This is a genomic window from Muribaculum sp. (assembly GCF_029051885.1).
Lineage (GTDB): Bacteria > Bacteroidota > Bacteroidia > Bacteroidales > Muribaculaceae > Muribaculum.
This window is the reverse complement of the sequence record NZ_JAIDKI010000095.1, coordinates 1-16114: the sequence shown is the minus strand read 5'-3', so window position 1 is coordinate 16114 and position 16114 is coordinate 1. Positions and strand designations below refer to the sequence as shown.

The window sequence follows — 16114 nt, the reverse complement described above, 5'->3', positions numbered from 1 at the left end:
ATTCGCACTTCGGCAGGCTTCTTGGTGATAGGCGTGTCGGGGAATAGGCGGATCCACACCTGGCCCTGACGCTGCATGTAGCGTGTAACGGCGATACGTGCGGCCTCAATCTGTCGGCCGGTGATCCATTTCGACTCAAGTGTCTTGATGCCGAACGAGCCGAAGGCAAGCTGGTTGCCACGCTGGGCGTTGCCTTTCATGCGGCCCTTCTGGGAACGGCGGAACTTGGTTTTCTTAGGCTGTAACATTGTGATTTAGTTTGCGGATTTTAACGATTGTTTTTGGGCTTGCGGAAACCACGGTCGCGACGTTCGCGGCGTTCACCGCCGTTGTTGCGGGGACCCTTCTCGTTGTTGGCGAAAGAGGGTGCGAGCTCACGCTTGCCATATACTTCGCCACGGCAGATCCATACCTTCACGCCTACTACACCTACCTTGGTGTGTGCTTCGACAAGAGCATAGTCGATGTCGGCACGGAGGGTATGAAGGGGAGTACGGCCTTCCTTGAACATTTCGCTGCGGGCCATTTCGGCGCCGTTGAGACGGCCGCTGACCTGCACCTTGATGCCTTCGGCACCGGCGCGCATGGTTGAAGCAACTGCCATCTTCACGGCACGACGGTAGGCGATTTTGCCTTCGATCTGGCGTGCGATATTGGCAGCAACAATCTGTGCATCGAGTTCGGGGCGCTTTACCTCATAGATATTGATCTGCACGTCTTTTTCGGTGATCTTCATGAGCTCTTTCTTGAGCTTGTCGACATCCTGGCCGCCCTTGCCGATGATGAGGCCGGGACGTGATGTGCAGATTGTGATTGTGATGAGCTTCAGGGTACGCTCGATTACGATGCGTGAAACGCTTGACTTGGCGAGACGGACCTCCAGGTATTTGCGGAGCTTGGAATCCTCGAGCAGGTTGTCGCCATACTTTTTGCCGCCATACCAGTTGGAGTCCCAACCGCGGATGACGCCTAAGCGGTTGCTAATCGGATTAACTTTCTGTCCCATCTCTTATTTGTCTTCTTTAGTTGTTTTGTTGTCGATAGTGTCTACGTAGAGGGTAACGTGGTTGGCACGCTTGCGGATGCGGTAGCCGCGGCCCTGGGGAGCGGGACGCAGACGCTTGAGCATCGGGGCGGGACCTACGAAGATTGTTGATACGTAGAGCTCGCCGTTCTCGGCCTTGCGCTCGTTTTTGGCCTCCCAGTTGGAGATTGCGCTGAGGAGGCACTTGCGCAGGCGGGCTGCAGCCTCTTTGTTAGAGAATTCGAGGAGACCCAGAGCACGGAACACCTCTTTGCCGCGAATCATGTCTACGACGAGGCGCATCTTGCGGGGGGACGAGGGTACATTGAGGAGCTTGGCGAAAGCCTGGCTCTTCTGGGCTTCCTTCCTTAATTCGGCGGATTGTCTTTTTCTTACACCCATTGTATTGAATTTCTTTTTCTTGTCAAAAAAACTGTTATATCAATGGCCCGTGTATTATTTCTTGCGGTTGCCCGAGTGACCGCGGAATGTGCGGGTGGGGGCAAATTCGCCAAGTTTATGTCCTACCATGTTTTCAGTTACATAGACAGGGATAAACTTGTTGCCATTGTGTACTGCGAAAGTGTGGCCAACAAACTCGGGGGCTATCATCGAAGCGCGGCTCCAAGTCTTGATTACAGACTTCTTGCCGGATTCCTCCATAGCTGCGACCTTCTTTTCGAGCTTAACGCTGATATAAGGGCCTTTTTTCAGTGAGCGACTCATAGTTGCTTAATTAATCAGATTACTTTTTTCTTCTTTCAATAATGTACTTCGAAGAGTGCTTCTTCGGTGCACGAGTCTTGAGACCCTTTGAGTACAGACCCTTGCGAGAACGGGGATGGCCACCTGATGCACGACCTTCGCCACCACCCATGGGGTGATCGACAGGGTTCATGACTACGCCGCGGTTGCGGGGACGGCGACCGAGCCAGCGTGAACGGCCGGCCTTGCCTGAACGCTCGAGGGAGTGCTCGCTGTTGCCAACAACACCTACAGTGGCGCGGCATGCAGAGAGGATCTTGCGGGTTTCTCCAGAAGGTAATTTGATAATAGCATATGTGCCTTCACGCGAGATAAGCTGCGCGAAAGTGCCGGCTGAACGGGCCATGAAAGCGCCCTGGCCGGGACGAAGCTCAATGCAGTGGATGAGAGTACCGACGGGGATTTTGTTGAGGGGGAGTGTGTTGCCTACTTCGGGGGCAACGTCCTGGCCGCTGACAACAGTCTGACCTACTTCAAGGCCGTTGGGGGCGATGATGTAGGACTTAGAGCCGTCGACATAGTAGAGAAGGGCGATGCGGGCCGAACGGTTGGGATCGTACTCGATCGACTTAACTACTGCGGGAACACCGTCTTTGTTTCTCTTGAAGTCGATGACGCGGTATTTGCGTTTGTGGCCACCGCCCATGTAGCGGTTGGTGAGATGACCTTCGGCGTTGCGGCCGCCGGTCGATTTCTTGCCGACTGTAAGAGATTTTTCTGGCGCAGTGGCAGTGATTACACCCTTGAATACGCCAATAACCTTGTGTCTTTGCCCCGGTGTGGTGGGCTTGAATTTTCTTACTGCCATTTTTTAGAGATTGCTGTAGTAATCAATAGTCTCGCCATCAGCGATTGTGATGATAGCTTTCTTGTAGTCCGAAGTAGCGCCCTTGATGATACCTGTGCGGGTGTAGCGTGAGCGGTTCTTGCCACGGACTATCATGGTGTTTACCTTGACAACATGTACGCCGTAGAGCTTTTCGACCATATCCTGGATCTGATACTTGTTGGCTTCGGGGGAAACACGGAAAGTGTAGCGATTGAGCTTCTCTGTGAGCTTAGTCGCCTTTTCAGTAACGATGGGAGTCAGTTCAAATTCCATTGCTTAAATCCTCCTATGTTGTTTAAAGGTTGTTAATAACTTCGAGGCAACCCTCGGTGAGGATGATTGCCTTATTGTTGAGCAGGGCATAGGTGTTAACATCCGATGCGGTAATGATTTGTGCGCCCGGAATATTACGAGCTGACAAATATACGTTTTTATTGTGGTCCTTTAAAACGAGGAGGATTTTTTTGCCGTCAACTTTAAGATTCTTAACAACGTTTAAGAAATCTTTAGTCTTGGGAGCCTCGAAATTGAAGTCTTCCACAACAATTATCTGGTTGTCCTGTGCCTTGTATGTAAGAGCAGAGCGACGGGCGAGAGCCTTGAGCTTCTTGTTGAGCTTGAAGCGATAGTCGCGGGGACGGGGACCGAATACGCGGCCACCGCCTACGAGTACGGGCGAGTTGATGTCACCGATACGGCTGCCGCCGCCACCCTTCTGCTTGTGGAGCTTGCGGGTAGAACCGGAAACTTCGCTACGCTCTTTTGACTTGTGTGTGCCCTGACGCTGGTTGGCGAGGTACTGCTTTACATCGAGATAAACGGCTTGCTCGTTGGCTTCGATGGCGAACACGGCATCGTTGAGCTGAGCTTTACGGCCGGTGTCTTCTCCGTTTACATTTAATATTGCGAGTTCCATTATTTCTCAATTAATACGATTGAACCTTTACTTCCGGGTACAGAACCCTTGATCAACAGCAGGTTGTTTTCGGGGATAACCTTAAGCACCTGGAGGTTTTGCACGGTAACGCGCTCGTTGCCCATGTGGCCGGCCATGCGCATGCCCTTGAATACCTTTGCGGGGTAGGAGCAGGCACCGATTGAACCGGGCTTGCGGAGACGGTTGTGCTGGCCGTGAGTTGCCTGGCCGACACCGCCGAAGCCGTGACGCTTAACAACACCCTGGTAGCCTTTACCCTTTGATGTGCCGACGATGTCGACAAAGTCAGCTTCACTGAAGAAGTCTACGCTGATGGTGTCGCCGAGGTTGTATTCTCCCTCGAAACCTTTGAACTCGGCCAAGTGGCGCTTGGGTGTCACACCGGCTTTCTTGAAGTGGCCCTGCATAGGCTGGGTGGTGTGCTTCTCCTTCTTGTCCTCGAAACCGAGCTGAAGGGCTGCATAACCGTCTTTTTCCACTGTCTTAACCTGAGTAACGACACAAGGACCTACTTCGATAACAGTGCACGGCACGTTCTTGCCGTCGGCACTGAATACGGATGTCATTCCGATTTTCTTTCCTAATAATCCTGGCATTTCTCTTGTTTGTTAAAAAAGTAATTTGATTGCTTTTTGAGTTTCTTTGAAAAGGAAGCCCCTTGCCCCTTCCGGGGCCGGGAACCTCCATTTTAGTCTCTTTTTCTCTGCTGTAGATTAAACCTTAACCTCAACCTGAACACCGCTGGGGAGCTCGAGCTTCATCAGAGCGTCGATAGTCTTTGCCGACGAGTTGTAGATGTCGATAAGACGCTTGAATGATGAGAGCTGGAACTGCTCGCGTGATTTCTTGTTGACGAAAGTCGAACGGTTGACGGTGAAGATACGTTTGTGAGTGGGCAGGGGTATGGGGCCGCTGATCACCGCACCGGTAGCCTTGACTGTCTTTACGATCTTCTCAGCCGACTTGTCGAGCAGGTTGTGGTCGTACGATTTTAGCTTGATACGAATTTTCTGGCTCATATTCTTAAGTAAGTATTTGTTCTGAGATTATTTTAGAAGATCCACACGGCCCTGGCACTCGGTGAGAACGTTCTTGGCGATTGCGTTCGACACTTCTGCATAGTGGCTGAAAGTCATTGTGGAGGTTGCGCGTCCGGAGGTGATTGTACGGAGGGCTGTCACATAGCCGAACATTTCGGCGAGAGGAGCCTTGGCCTTCACGATGCGTGCGCCGGAGCGGCTTGTCTCCATGCCTTCTACCTGGCCGCGACGCTTGTTGAGGTCACCGATTACATCACCCATGCTCTCTTCGGGGGTAACAACCTCTACCTTGAAGATAGGCTCGAGGAGCACGGGACCGGCCTTTTCCGAAGCCTTCTTGAAGGCCTGGATTGCGCAGAGCTCGAATGAGAGCTGGTCGGAGTCGACGGGGTGGAACGAACCGTCGATTACAGTTACTTTCAGACGATCGAGGGGATATCCTGCGAGCACGCCGTTCTTCATAGCGGTCTGGAAGCCCTTCTGAATCGAGGGGATGAATTCCTTGGGGATGTTACCGCCCTTAACTTCGTCGACGAACTGGAGTGCTCCTTCGAAATTGTCGTCGGCAGGCTCAACGCGTACGATGATGTCGGCAAACTTACCGCGACCACCGGTCTGCTTCTTGAATACCTCACGGAGTTCAACAGGCTTGGTGATGGCTTCCTTGTAGGTAACCTGGGGACGACCCTGGTTGCACTCTACCTTGAACTCACGCTTCAGACGGTCGATAATGATATCGAGGTGAAGCTCACCCATACCGGAGATAACGGTCTGGCCGGTCTCTTCGTTGGTCTCAACGCGGAATGTGGGGTCCTCTTCAGCGAGCTTCTGAAGACCTACGCCGAGCTTGTCGAGGTCCTTCTGAGTCTTGGGCTCAACGGCGATTCCGATAACGGGTTCGGGGAATTCCATAGCCTCGAGCACGATAGGAGCGTTTTCGTCGCAGAGGGTGTCGCCGGTGCGGATATCCTTGAAGCCTACGCCTGCGCCGATATCGCCGCAACCGATTTTCTCCATGGGGTTCTGCTTGTTGGAGTGCATCTGGAAGAGACGGCTTACGCGCTCTTTCTTGTCGGAGCGGGTGTTGAGCACATAGCTTCCGGCAATCATGTCGCCTGAGTAGACGCGGAAGAATGTCAGACGGCCTACATAGGGGTCGGTGGCAATCTTGAATGCGAGAGCACACATGGGTGCGTCGCTTGAGGGTTCGCGGGTCTCAATCTTTTCGGGATCATCTACGGCATGGCCTTCTACAGCGCCCGAGTCAACAGGGCTGGGGAGGAATGCGCAGACGTCGTCGAGAAGACACTGCACGCCTTTGTTCTTGAACGAAGAACCGCAAATCATCGGAACGATTTCCATTGCAAGAGTAGCCTTGCGGAGGGCACGACGCACTTCGTCCTCGGTGATTGTAGAGGGGTCGTCGAAATATTTTGCCATGAGGTCGTCGTCGAATTCGGCGATCTTCTCAAGCATCTTGTCGCGCCATTCCTCGGCCTCGGCCTGAAGGTTGGCGGGGATTTCCTCTACAGAGTAGTCAGCGCCCATGCTCTCGTCGTGCCAGAAGATGGCCTTCATGAGAATGAGGTCGACAACACCCTTGAATGATTCTTCAGCACCGATAGGTATCTGGATGGGGCAGGGATTGGCACCGAGCACATCCTTTACCTGGCGTACAACCTCGAAGAAGTTGGCGCCCGAACGGTCCATCTTGTTTACATAACCCAGACGGGGAACGTTGTATTTGTCGGCCTGACGCCATACGGTCTCAGACTGGGGCTCAACACCGCCTACAGCGCAGAATGTAGCGACTGCGCCGTCAAGCACACGGAGTGAACGTTCTACCTCTACGGTGAAGTCAACGTGTCCCGGGGTGTCAATAAGGTTGATTTTATACTTGTCGCCGGCATATTTCCAGAATGCAGTGGTAGCGGCTGAAGTAATGGTAATACCACGTTCCTGCTCCTGAGCCATCCAGTCCATGGTAGCGGCACCGTCGTGTACCTCACCAATCTTATGAGTCAGACCGGTATAGAAGAGGATACGCTCCGATGTGGTGGTCTTACCGGCGTCAATATGGGCCATAATGCCGATATTGCGGGTATATTTGAGATGTTCGTCTTTAGTAGCCATTTGATTGCTTCGTTAAAAAAGTAAATCGTTGTGTCAGCGGGGAAATCAGAAGCGGAAGTGAGCGAATGCGCGGTTGGCTTCGGCCATCTTGTGCATGTCTTCTTTGCGCTTGAATGCGCCACCCTGCTCATTGTAAGCGTCCACAATCTCGGCAGCGAGCTTGTCGGCCATAGTCTTGCCGCCACGCTTGCGAGCATAAAGAATCATATTTTTCATCGAGATCGACTCCTTGCGGTCGGGACGGATTTCGGTAGGTACCTGGAAGGTGGCACCGCCCACGCGGCGCGACTTCACTTCCACCTGAGGAGTAATGTTTTCGAGAGCCTTCTTCCAGATTTCGAGGGCAGATTTCTCCTCATTGGGCAGCTTAGACTTCACAGTCTCAAGTGCGGAATAGAAAATAGTGTATGAGGTGTTCTTTTTGCCATCATACATCAGATGGTTGACGAACTTTGATACTCTTACGTCGTTGAAAACGGGATCGGGGAGGACCACACGTTTCTTTGGCTTAGCTTTTCTCATTTGTTTAATTGTTGTTGTTTTTGGTTGCTTGGCAGCTTTTTGAATCTTCAACTCGGCACTCTTGCCGGGTTTACTCAACCGTTGTTGCTAATTCCAATAAATCAAAAACGGAGTTGTTGGTGTTAAACTGGGTTTTCTTTACCCGGATCAGCTCAGACTCAGACTATTATTTCTTACCTTTTGCTGCACCGGCTTTGGGACGCTTGGCTCCATACTTAGAGCGACGCTGTGTGCGGTCCTTAACGCCCGATGTATCGAGAGTACCGCGAACGATGTGGTAACGCACACCGGGGAGGTCCTTAACACGACCGCCGCGTACGAGAACAATCGAGTGTTCCTGGAGGTTGTGACCTTCGCCGGGGATGTAGGAGTTAACCTCCTTGCCGTTGGTGAGGCGCACACGGGCAACCTTACGCATTGCCGAGTTAGGCTTTTTGGGGGTGGTGGTGTAGACACGTACGCACACGCCACGACGCTGGGGACAGCTGTCGAGAGCAGGCGACTTGCTCTTGTCTACGAGAGCTACACGTCCTTTTCTTACTAATTGCTGAATTGTAGGCATCTTAGTGTTTTGTTTGTTAATTTATTGGTTGTCGTTCTGTTTTGTCGTTGCAAGTTAGCATTCACGCACGTGTATTATCTGCTGACACACAGCAGTTTGAATACAACAATACGCATCTTGCTCTCAAAAACTGTGCAAAGTTAGCATTTAATCGACTAATATGCAAATATTTCCGAGTCAAATTAAATTTTATTTCCAATATAGTCAAAATGATACGGGAAAAATCAGGTTTGAAATCGCCACGGGCGACAAAACAGCAATAAACAAGGCCATATCTGCCAACATTCGACTGCGGCTCCGCGAAAAATTTTGTTATTTTACAAGAATGGCTTATCTTTGTGCTCATTAATATACGCGTAATGAAAGTAAAGATACACCGCGAGGGACTAAATATTCTAATCATCCTTCTTCTTATCTTACTGGTAATCAACATACCGGTATGGCTTTTCATACGCCCTGCCGCAATACCAGCCACATTCACATCGGTGTCGGCGATCATCTACCTGCTTGTGCTCAACTTCTTCCGTTCGCCACGTCGACAATTCAGAGGCAATCCCGACAAGGTAGTCGTAGCCTCCGCCGACGGCAAAGTAGTAGCGCTTGAAGAAACCTTCGAGGACGAATATCTCCACTGCCGCTGTATCCAGCTGTCAGTATTCATGTCCGTGCTCAATGTCCATGCCAACTGGTTTCCGGTAGACGGCGAGGTGCTCTATGTAAAGCACCATTCAGGCCGCTTCCTCTCCGCATGGCTTCCAAAGTCAAGTACCGAAAACGAGCGCAGCACGGTAGCCATCCGTTCCGACGCAGGGCCTGTAGTGCTCATGCGCCAGGTAGCCGGAGCTCTCGCGCGCCGTATCGTCACCTATGCCCGCCCCGGAGAACGCGCGTCGATAGAGCAGCATATGGGATTTATCAAATTCGGCTCACGCATAGACCTCTACCTGCCCCTTGACGCGGAAATACTCGTCAAGCTCGGCGACAAGACTATCGGCGGAGTGACTGAAGTGGCCCGTCTGAAATAGAATCCACCCGACACAACGACCATCCCGCGCCGCGCCCCTACCCGACCGGTGCTATTCCCGAAAACGCATATAAGCATGTTACGCAGAATCATATCCCAGGTGCCCAATACCATCACCTGTCTGAGCCTATTTTTCGGAGCTATAGCCATAATAGCCTCGTTTCATTTCAATGACACAGTATGGGGTCTGCCCTGCTACCAGTGGGCGTTCATTTGCATAGGCATCGCCGCCGTATGCGATTTTCTCGACGGAGCGTCGGCACGCATGCTCCACGCATATTCCAATCTCGGCAAACAGCTCGACTCGCTCAGCGACCTGGTAAGTTTCGGAGTAGCGCCCGGCATGCTCGTGTACAACATGATGACTCTGCACGACGGCCCGGCATGGTTGCCGTTTGTGGCTATATTCATCCCGCTCATGGGCGAACTGCGACTGGCCCGCTTCAACATCGACGACCGTCAGACCACCTCGTTCCTCGGCATGCCGATTCCGGCCAACGCCATATTCTGGATCGGCGCGGTATCATGGATGACCATCCACGGCTACATCGGCCACTGGCCTATGGCAGTGCTCGTCGTGGCGATGTCGCTGCTGATGGTGGCCACACGCATCCACATGTTCTCCCTGAAGTTTAAAAACTTTGATTTCCGCGAAAATCTACGCCGCTACGTAATCATTCTCGCCGCTTTGTTGTTTGTAATATTTGAAGGCGTCCCCGGACTGGCTTGGACAATTCTCTTCTATCTCGTGCTATCGCTGCTCCCATCGCGCGCCTGAGCACCGAGCAGGCCTATAATCGGCGCCGCCAACAAAATCTCCACTATATCTGCTATATTTCTGCCTATGGTCATATTCAAAATGCTCATATTCACCCTGCTGATACTTGTACTCATACCGGTAGTCAAGTTAGGTGCCGCCATATTCCGCGCATACCGCCATGTAAAGCGGCAGACTGCGGCATTTGCCGGCAACAACAGGACATATGATACCGAAAGAGGAGATACAGGCAACACTTCCGGATACTCCGGGACGGCCAAGAGAAGGCGCGGCAGACGAGGCTACTCCCGGAAGATATTCCGCTCCGACGAGGGTGAATACGTGCGCTTCGAGGAAATCGAAGTAGACGTGACCCAGGAGCAGGAACGCCGTCGCAACTTAGGCAACACCACCTTCCGCATGGAAGAGCAGGTGAGCGATGCCGAGTGGACCGACCTCTGACCCCCTCCCCTACCCCACACCTGGACATAGCATTCATAGCCGAAGGTATTGGAACAATGTTCCTCGTGCTTCTGGCATGCGGCAGCGCAGTACTCGCCGGCCCGTCGATAGGGGGTTATGGTGTAGGAGTGATTACCACGATGTTGACCAGTCCGAGCGCGAGGCCTATGCCGATACCTGCAAATTTTCCCCATCCGACATTGGCGTCAGTGGCGCCGAGGATTATGAACACGAAGAAGAATGTGAACAATGCCTCCATGAGCAGTGCCATGCCCGATGTAGCACCCGGCTGCAGCACATTGGTGGTGAATTATCACTTGCCGTCGGGCCACGGGCAAGGCTTTCCGGTGGCGTTTACAATCGGGCGCATGGCACCGGCTTCGCGCAGCGCATTGCCAAGCTCTGCCGAGAGCGAGTCGACAAGCGCCGGCATGCGCTCGGCCATGTCGCGACTCTCGCTTATATCCTTGTCGATATTATACAGTTCTTTGCGACCTGTGGCGTAATTGTAAATCAGCTTCCACTCATTTTTACGGATGGCACAGTTCATGTCGATGCCCGGCCCGGCAAGCCCCCATATATGCGGATAGTTCCATATCAGCGCACGGTCGGCCGACGGGTCTCCGCTTCCGTCGATAAGCGGCAGAAAACTGCGTCCGTCTATGCGGTGGCCGTAATGGTCAGATTTGTCGGGGTCAATTCCGGCCATACCGATTATCGACGGATAGAAATCCTCGATTATCAGATACTTGCCGCACTCCGAGCCCGGAGGCGTATGCCCAGGCCAGCGGACAATCATCGGCTCACGTATGCCCCCTTCGAGCAGAGAACCCTTTCCTGAGCGGAGGGGAGCGTTCTGTGTATGCAGCTCGCCGTCGCGCCATCCGGATGATGCGGCCAGGCCGCCGTTGTCACTCATGAATATCACGATAGTATTATCGGCCTCTCCGCTGCGGTCAATCCAGTCGAGCAGATCGCCGAGACTCTTGTCCATACCCTCGACGAGCGAGGCATACGCCGCCTCCTTCTCCGAAAGCCCCCGGTCGATATGCTTCTGGAAGAAACGGGGGTCTCTGTCGATAGGGACATGCACGGCATAATGCGCCATGTACAGAAACCATGGCTGATTGTAGCGTCGGGCCTTGTCAAGCGCAGCAACGGCCTCACAGGTAAGCGCTTCGGTGGCAAATGTGCCGGTGCCCCAGTATTTCTCGAGATTCTCTATAGCGAAATCGGAGGTCTTGTTGCCATCCTTGTCATGGCCGTAGTTGGCCTCACTGAGATATGTTGCAAGACCGCCTATGGCCGATCCGGCGATGTTTACCTCAAATCCCCAGTGGTGTGGGTCTTCGCCCGGAGTGTCGAAAGCACCGAAATGCGCCTTGCCGACATGAATGGTGTGGTAGCCCGAATCCTTCAGTTCCTGCACGAACGACGGGCCGACAAACGTGTTGTTAATACCGCCGACGCGGCTAATGCCGTTGTAATTCCACGACGGACTTGAAATCGAGTCGCAGACTTCGTCCTGCACTTTATCGCGGTGGAGGGTCCAGTTGGTCACTCCATGGCGTGCGGCATTGACACCGGTTATCATGCTGCACCGCGATGGCGAACTGATGGCGCTGGCATAGGCCTGGGTAAATTTCATGCCGCTCGCAGCCAGGCGTTCCATATTTGGAGTAAGGTATTTGCGATTGTTGTCGGTAGGGCTGTCGGTAAAAGGCACCGAAGTATCCTGCCAACCCATATCGTCGACCATAAACAGGAGTATATTAGGACGACGGGCGTCGGAAGCCGCACACATCGTATATGCGCCGGCTGCCATTGCGGAAAATATTAATGTTCTATTAAATCGTGTCATAATCAGAGCCGTCTGTTAACTGTCATGAAATCCGACTCGATGAAGCGAGCCACGGCGTCCGTATCATTGGTGCCGATTACCACATCGGCGGCAGCTTTCACCTCAGGCAGAGCATTGCCTACAGCCACAGCCACATCGGCAGCGGCAAGCAATGGCAGGTCGTTGAGATTGTCGCCGAAGGCCACTATCCGGTCGGCTCCGAGGCGTGAGGCCAGACGTGTGACCACAGCACCCTTGTCGATTCCCGAAGCGAATACCTCCAGAATACCCATTCCGGGCACGGTATTGTCCATATAAGAGCTGACGGCGCATCCTCCCATTCGGGTCAGAGCCTCGGCAGCCGCAGAGGTTGCCTCGACGGCTCCGATTGCGAAATACAGTATGGTGCGAGGGAGAAAGGGCGCCATCCCTTCGGGATTGTCGAGATAGAACCGCTTGAGAGCAAGACCCGTGCGCTGGTCTACAAAATTACGTTCGGCCCGGTTCATTGGACCGTTGTGGTAGGCGGCAAGCAACCTGTTGTCGGGAGTGATTGTGTAGATAAACGGATGCAGACCGAACGACTCTATCACTTCTCTCACCCGGGCGGCGGTATCGTCGGACATCAGCGTGACTTCGCCATACGCCTCGTCCAAAGGATTCCACAGAGCCGCGCCTGTCATCGTAACATAAGGCACCGAGGTATGGCAGTCGCGCATCAGGGGAACTACCGTGGCCGGAGTGCGAGCTGTAGCCACCGTAATCAGCGCACCCTCGCGGCTGAGGCGATGGATTATTGAAGCGCTATCGGGGCTTACCTTGCTATATAGGTCGAGCAGCGTCCCGTCCATGTCGGTGACATAGAGCGTGCGGCGCTGCCCGATTGTATTGTTGTCATGCATAGTTTTCGTTACCCTGCAATGTCAGATAGAGAGTCGGCGCAGAGTATCGAGAAGTTCGCGGTTGATAGGCTTGTCGTTTTTGATAGCCTTTGAGAACGGCACGTAGACAATATTGTCGTTTGAGATACCTATCATCACATTGCGCTGGTCGTCGAGAAGAGCATCGATGGCTGCCGCGCCGAGGCGTGAGGCCAGGATACGGTCGGCAGCTGTAGGCGAACCACCGCGCTGGAGGTGTCCGAGAATTGACACACGCACGTCGTAGCCGGGATACTCGTTCTTTACACGTTCGGCCAGGGCCATGGCGCCGCCGGTCACGGGGCTTTCGGCCACAAGCACAATCGATGAGTTCTTGCTCTTGCGGAAGCCGTTCTGGATAAGTTCGGCAAGCTGGTCGACCTCGGTTGATATTTCCGGGATAATGGCGGCTTCAGCTCCGGAGGCAATCGCGCCGTTGAGGGCGAGGAATCCGGCGTCGCGTCCCATCACCTCGATGAAGAACAGGCGCTCGTGGCTGGTGGCAGTGTCGCGAATCTTATCGACACACTCCATGATTGTGTTGAGGGCAGTGTCGTAGCCGATGGTTTTGTCGGTTCCGTAGAGGTCGTTGTCGATAGTGCCGGGAAGTCCGATGATGGGTAAGTTGAATTCGGTGGCGAATATGCGTGCACCGGTAAGCGATCCGTCGCCGCCGATTACCACGAGAGCATCAATACCATGCTGGCGCAAAGTATCGTAGGCAAGCTGTCGTCCCTCAGGAGTCTGAAACTCCTTGCAACGTGCGGTTTTCAGGATAGTGCCGCCCATCTGGATGATGTTTGACACATTTTGGGTCTTGAAGTCGACAATCTCGTTGGTTATCAGACCTCGGTAACCGCGATATATACCCTTTACGTTGAATCCGCTGAAGATGGCCGAGCGGGTGACGGCTCGGATAGCGGCATTCATGCCGGGAGCATCGCCTCCCGAGGTAAGGATGCCTATGGTTTTAATTGCTGGCATGGCTGTGTAAGTTTATTGAGTAATATTGGTCTTGAAAAAGCAAATTTAATAATCTTTTTCCGCATTATCATCCTAATGCGGGCCATGTTAACATATTTTTATCTGCCATACACAGCAGTGTGTCGGGCGGGATGGCGTCAGAATGGCGCGGGAGCGTCGGAGGGGCCTGCAAGGAAATCGGCCGTACCGCCCGACAGGGGTGTGGTCGACGCGGTGAATGTGCCTGTCGGCGCCTGACCGAACGAGCCGGTATTGAAGCTCGACTCTACTGTGACAGGAGCGGCATCGGGGTCGAAGTCATTCTCGCTCCAGTTTTCAAATCGCGCCAGACGTCCCTTGAATCGCATCTTGATTGTATCGACCGAACCCGAACGGTGCTTGGCCACGATAAACTCGGCCAGGCCGCGTATGTCGTGCCCTTCGGCATCGACATCGCTTTTCGTATAATACTCCGGACGGTGGATAAAGCATACGATATCGGCGTCCTGCTCGATGGCACCCGATTCACGAAGGTCGCTGAGCTGCGGACGTTTGCTGCCGGCGTCGCCCGACTGACGGCTCTCGACCGAACGGTTGAGCTGCGACAGCGCCACGATAGGTATGTTGAGCTCCTTGGCAAGCTGCTTGAGCGAGCGCGATATCATACTCACCTCCTGCTCGCGCGAGCCGAAGTGCATGCCCGAAGCGTTCATAAGCTGGAGGTAGTCGATGATGATAAACTTTACGTTGTGCTCCCTCACCAGGCGCCTGGCCTTTGTACGTAGTTCGAAAATCGACAGCGACGGGGTGTCGTCGATAAAGAGCGGTGCGCCGTAGAGATGTTTGATACGGGTCATCAGCTGGTCCCACTGGAGGCGCGACAGTTTTCCCGACTTTATCAGCGAGCTTTCAATCTCGCAGACATTGGATATGAGTCGGTTGATGAGCTGCAGGTTCGACATCTCAAGCGAAAATATCGCCACCGGTATATTGTAGTTGACGGCCATGTTTTTGGCCATCGAGAGCACAAATGCCGTCTTGCCCATGGCCGGACGGGCGGCGATGATGATAAGGTCGGAGTTTTGCCAGCCGGAGGTGAGGTTGTCAAGGTCGTGGTAGCCCGACTCAAGGCCCGAAAGGCCCGATTCTCGGTTGGCGGCGGCCTGAATCTGCTTGATAGCGTCGGAGATGACAGGGTCGACCTGCGTCACATCCTTTTTCACATTGCGCTGCGATATCTCAAACAGTCGGCCTTCGGCCTCCTGGAGCAGGTCGTCTACGTCGTTGCTCTCGTCAAAGGCTTTCCCTTCAATACCTGCGGCAAACGAGATAAGCTCTCTCGCCAGATATTTCTGCGCCACAATACGTGCATGAAACTCGACATGGGCTCCTGAAGCCACACGCGAAGTCAGCTCGGATATGACCACCGGACCACCGACCTCGGCCAAAGTGCCGTTGAGGCGCAACTGCTCGACCACGGTAAGCATGTCGATAGGTTTCTGCGAGGCGCCCAGGCTCTGGATAGCCTCGTAGATACGCTGGTTGCGTGGCTCATAGAAGCATTCAGGCTTCAGGATATCGCACACCGTGGTATAGGCGTCCTTCTCGAGCATGAGTGCGCCGAGCACTGCCTCCTCTACCTCCTTGTCCTGCGGCATGATGCGTCCGCCGGTGTCGTACATCGACTGATGCTGAGGCGTGCGGCGCCTTGCGCCCCCTTGCCTGTTGCTGTATGGTGTCTCTAATGCTGGATCTGGCATAAATTAAGAGAATGTTAATTCAGTGAGAGTTGACAAAATTACAAAATCTTTCCCTGCCACCCAACTGCCGGGCCCACCACTTTCCAACCAATTATCAATACCCGTATGTCGATAACCTCTTATCCCAAATGTATTTTCCACGTTTAGTCGCCGGGCTACGCCAGGCATGCCATGTATATACATCCCAAACCTATGGCTGCGAACCGCTATCGCGGCTCTTGCCATAGGCTAACGTTGTGAACGCCCCCAAAGGGGCTATGCGCTAACGCGTTGGGATGCCAATCACGACCATCATAATCCGCTTCATTCTTTGCCAATTGCGCCCAAATCTATACCAATCACCAAGCTACATCAACAACTCCACGCGTTAGCGCATAGCCCCTCTGGGGGCGTCCACAACGTTAGCCCCACCCAAGAGCCGCCATAGCGGTTCGCAGGGTGGGGTTGACCCCCTCCCCCCCGAATGCCCGGCGTAGCCCGGCGACTAAACACAAAAGCGCTCCGTAACGACGTTAAAATTCACCTCGCATCCCTACTCCACAACCATCTCCCATCGCAACCACAAATCCTCAACAT

20 protein-coding genes are annotated in these 16114 nt (G+C 53.5%); 3 read left to right on the top strand and 17 right to left on the bottom strand.

Going from position 1 to position 16114, the window contains the following annotated elements; all coding sequences use genetic code 11:
• From rplP to rpsL, 12 genes are all read right to left on the bottom strand, one after another.
• Positions 1-248 (bottom strand): 50S ribosomal protein L16 (gene rplP, locus K2I50_RS04360; RefSeq protein ID WP_301025005.1); only part of this gene is annotated, 248 nt, incomplete at its 3' end.
• Between the two features lie 20 nt (positions 249-268).
• Positions 269-1006, bottom strand: a complete 738-nt coding sequence (gene rpsC / locus K2I50_RS04355; RefSeq protein ID WP_068961788.1) for a 30S ribosomal protein S3 — start codon at positions 1004-1006, stop codon at positions 269-271.
• Between the two features lie 3 nt (positions 1007-1009).
• Positions 1010-1426 carry a 50S ribosomal protein L22 gene (gene rplV / locus K2I50_RS04350; RefSeq protein ID WP_068961787.1) on the bottom strand — a complete coding sequence of 139 codons (417 nt, stop codon included), beginning with the start codon at positions 1424-1426 and terminating at the stop codon, positions 1010-1012.
• Between the two features lie 54 nt (positions 1427-1480).
• The gene (gene rpsS, locus K2I50_RS04345; protein ID WP_301025004.1) at positions 1481-1750 is read right to left on the bottom strand and encodes a 30S ribosomal protein S19; all 270 of its coding nucleotides are present in this window, start codon (positions 1748-1750) and stop codon (positions 1481-1483) included.
• Between the two features lie 19 nt (positions 1751-1769).
• Complete coding sequence (gene rplB / locus K2I50_RS04340) at positions 1770-2597, bottom strand: 50S ribosomal protein L2 (protein WP_123611921.1); 828 nt, start codon at positions 2595-2597, stop codon at positions 1770-1772.
• A 3-nt stretch (positions 2598-2600) separates the two neighbouring features.
• Positions 2601-2891 (bottom strand): 50S ribosomal protein L23, encoded by a 291-nt coding sequence (gene rplW, locus K2I50_RS04335; RefSeq protein ID WP_301025003.1) that lies wholly within the window; start codon positions 2889-2891, stop codon positions 2601-2603.
• A gap of 22 nt (positions 2892-2913) precedes the next feature.
• The gene (gene rplD, locus K2I50_RS04330) at positions 2914-3534 is read right to left on the bottom strand and encodes a 50S ribosomal protein L4 (RefSeq protein WP_068961783.1); all 621 of its coding nucleotides are present in this window, start codon (positions 3532-3534) and stop codon (positions 2914-2916) included.
• On the bottom strand, positions 3534-4151 hold the full coding sequence (gene rplC, locus K2I50_RS04325) for a 50S ribosomal protein L3 (RefSeq protein WP_301025002.1): 618 nt from the start codon (positions 4149-4151) through the stop codon (positions 3534-3536). Before rplC ends, rplD begins: the two co-directional genes overlap by 1 nt.
• A 117-nt stretch (positions 4152-4268) precedes the next feature.
• Positions 4269-4574, bottom strand: a complete 306-nt coding sequence (gene rpsJ, locus K2I50_RS04320) for a 30S ribosomal protein S10 (protein ID WP_068961781.1) — start codon at positions 4572-4574, stop codon at positions 4269-4271.
• A gap of 27 nt (positions 4575-4601) precedes the next feature.
• Positions 4602-6728: an elongation factor G gene (fusA, locus tag K2I50_RS04315; protein ID WP_301025001.1), complete on the bottom strand. Its 2127-nt coding sequence runs from the start codon at positions 6726-6728 to the stop codon at positions 4602-4604.
• Between the two features lie 45 nt (positions 6729-6773).
• On the bottom strand, positions 6774-7250 hold the full coding sequence (gene rpsG, locus K2I50_RS04310; protein WP_301025000.1) for a 30S ribosomal protein S7: 477 nt from the start codon (positions 7248-7250) through the stop codon (positions 6774-6776).
• A gap of 166 nt (positions 7251-7416) precedes the next feature.
• Positions 7417-7812, bottom strand: coding sequence for a 30S ribosomal protein S12 (gene rpsL / locus K2I50_RS04305; RefSeq protein WP_068961778.1), 396 nt, complete (start codon positions 7810-7812; stop codon positions 7417-7419).
• A 359-nt stretch (positions 7813-8171) separates the two neighbouring features.
• Here rpsL and K2I50_RS04300 point away from each other — a divergent pair, with 359 nt between their 5' ends.
• The 3 genes from K2I50_RS04300 (at position 8172) to K2I50_RS04290 (ending at position 10055) form a co-directional block, all read left to right on the top strand.
• Positions 8172-8837 carry a phosphatidylserine decarboxylase family protein gene (locus K2I50_RS04300; protein ID WP_301024999.1) on the top strand — a complete coding sequence of 222 codons (666 nt, stop codon included), beginning with the start codon at positions 8172-8174 and terminating at the stop codon, positions 8835-8837.
• A gap of 75 nt (positions 8838-8912) precedes the next feature.
• Positions 8913-9614, top strand: a complete 702-nt coding sequence (pssA, locus tag K2I50_RS04295) for a CDP-diacylglycerol--serine O-phosphatidyltransferase (RefSeq protein WP_301024998.1) — start codon at positions 8913-8915, stop codon at positions 9612-9614.
• Between the two features lie 66 nt (positions 9615-9680).
• Positions 9681-10055: a DUF4834 family protein gene (locus tag K2I50_RS04290; RefSeq protein ID WP_301024997.1), complete on the top strand. Its 375-nt coding sequence runs from the start codon at positions 9681-9683 to the stop codon at positions 10053-10055.
• A 115-nt stretch (positions 10056-10170) separates the two neighbouring features.
• On the opposite strand, the gene K2I50_RS04285 is transcribed toward K2I50_RS04290, so the two are convergent.
• From K2I50_RS04285 to dnaB, 5 genes are all read right to left on the bottom strand, one after another.
• On the bottom strand, positions 10171-10353 hold the full coding sequence (locus K2I50_RS04285; protein WP_301024996.1) for an MIP/aquaporin family protein: 183 nt from the start codon (positions 10351-10353) through the stop codon (positions 10171-10173).
• A gap of 15 nt (positions 10354-10368) precedes the next feature.
• The gene (locus K2I50_RS04280; protein ID WP_301024995.1) at positions 10369-11880 is read right to left on the bottom strand and encodes a sulfatase; all 1512 of its coding nucleotides are present in this window, start codon (positions 11878-11880) and stop codon (positions 10369-10371) included.
• Positions 11881-11918: 38 nt separating this feature from the next.
• Positions 11919-12797 (bottom strand): HAD hydrolase family protein, encoded by an 879-nt coding sequence (locus tag K2I50_RS04275; RefSeq protein WP_301024994.1) that lies wholly within the window; start codon positions 12795-12797, stop codon positions 11919-11921.
• A 21-nt stretch (positions 12798-12818) separates the two neighbouring features.
• Positions 12819-13799: a 6-phosphofructokinase gene (gene pfkA / locus K2I50_RS04270; protein ID WP_301024993.1), complete on the bottom strand. Its 981-nt coding sequence runs from the start codon at positions 13797-13799 to the stop codon at positions 12819-12821.
• A gap of 137 nt (positions 13800-13936) precedes the next feature.
• The gene (gene dnaB, locus K2I50_RS04265; RefSeq protein WP_301025006.1) at positions 13937-15460 is read right to left on the bottom strand and encodes a replicative DNA helicase; all 1524 of its coding nucleotides are present in this window, start codon (positions 15458-15460) and stop codon (positions 13937-13939) included.
• Between the last annotated feature and the right edge of the window lie 654 nt (positions 15461-16114).

What these genes read in the sequence shown, in the direction of transcription:
- pfkA (WP_301024993.1), bottom strand. Translation starts at nt 13,799, where the DNA reads ATGCCAGCAATTAAAACCATAGGCATCCTTACCTCGGGAGGCGATGCT.
- rplV (WP_068961787.1), bottom strand. Translation starts at nt 1,426, where the DNA reads ATGGGTGTAAGAAAAAGACAATCCGCCGAATTAAGGAAGGAAGCCCAG.
- rplD (WP_068961783.1), bottom strand. Translation starts at nt 3,534, where the DNA reads ATGGAACTCGCAATATTAAATGTAAACGGAGAAGACACCGGCCGTAAA.
- rpsJ (WP_068961781.1), bottom strand. Translation starts at nt 4,574, where the DNA reads ATGAGCCAGAAAATTCGTATCAAGCTAAAATCGTACGACCACAACCTG.
- K2I50_RS04275 (WP_301024994.1), bottom strand. Translation starts at nt 12,797, where the DNA reads ATGCATGACAACAATACAATCGGGCAGCGCCGCACGCTCTATGTCACC.
- K2I50_RS04300 (WP_301024999.1), top strand. Translation starts at nt 8,172, where the DNA reads ATGAAAGTAAAGATACACCGCGAGGGACTAAATATTCTAATCATCCTT.
- pssA (WP_301024998.1), top strand. Translation starts at nt 8,913, where the DNA reads ATGTTACGCAGAATCATATCCCAGGTGCCCAATACCATCACCTGTCTG.
- rpsL (WP_068961778.1), bottom strand. Translation starts at nt 7,812, where the DNA reads ATGCCTACAATTCAGCAATTAGTAAGAAAAGGACGTGTAGCTCTCGTA.
- dnaB (WP_301025006.1), bottom strand. Translation starts at nt 15,460, where the DNA reads ATGTACGACACCGGCGGACGCATCATGCCGCAGGACAAGGAGGTAGAG.
- rpsS (WP_301025004.1), bottom strand. Translation starts at nt 1,750, where the DNA reads ATGAGTCGCTCACTGAAAAAAGGCCCTTATATCAGCGTTAAGCTCGAA.
- rplW (WP_301025003.1), bottom strand. Translation starts at nt 2,891, where the DNA reads ATGGAATTTGAACTGACTCCCATCGTTACTGAAAAGGCGACTAAGCTC.
- K2I50_RS04280 (WP_301024995.1), bottom strand. Translation starts at nt 11,880, where the DNA reads ATGGCAGCCGGCGCATATACGATGTGTGCGGCTTCCGACGCCCGTCGT.
- rplC (WP_301025002.1), bottom strand. Translation starts at nt 4,151, where the DNA reads ATGCCAGGATTATTAGGAAAGAAAATCGGAATGACATCCGTATTCAGT.
- rpsC (WP_068961788.1), bottom strand. Translation starts at nt 1,006, where the DNA reads ATGGGACAGAAAGTTAATCCGATTAGCAACCGCTTAGGCGTCATCCGC.
- fusA (WP_301025001.1), bottom strand. Translation starts at nt 6,728, where the DNA reads ATGGCTACTAAAGACGAACATCTCAAATATACCCGCAATATCGGCATT.
- rpsG (WP_301025000.1), bottom strand. Translation starts at nt 7,250, where the DNA reads ATGAGAAAAGCTAAGCCAAAGAAACGTGTGGTCCTCCCCGATCCCGTT.
- K2I50_RS04290 (WP_301024997.1), top strand. Translation starts at nt 9,681, where the DNA reads ATGGTCATATTCAAAATGCTCATATTCACCCTGCTGATACTTGTACTC.
- rplB (WP_123611921.1), bottom strand. Translation starts at nt 2,597, where the DNA reads ATGGCAGTAAGAAAATTCAAGCCCACCACACCGGGGCAAAGACACAAG.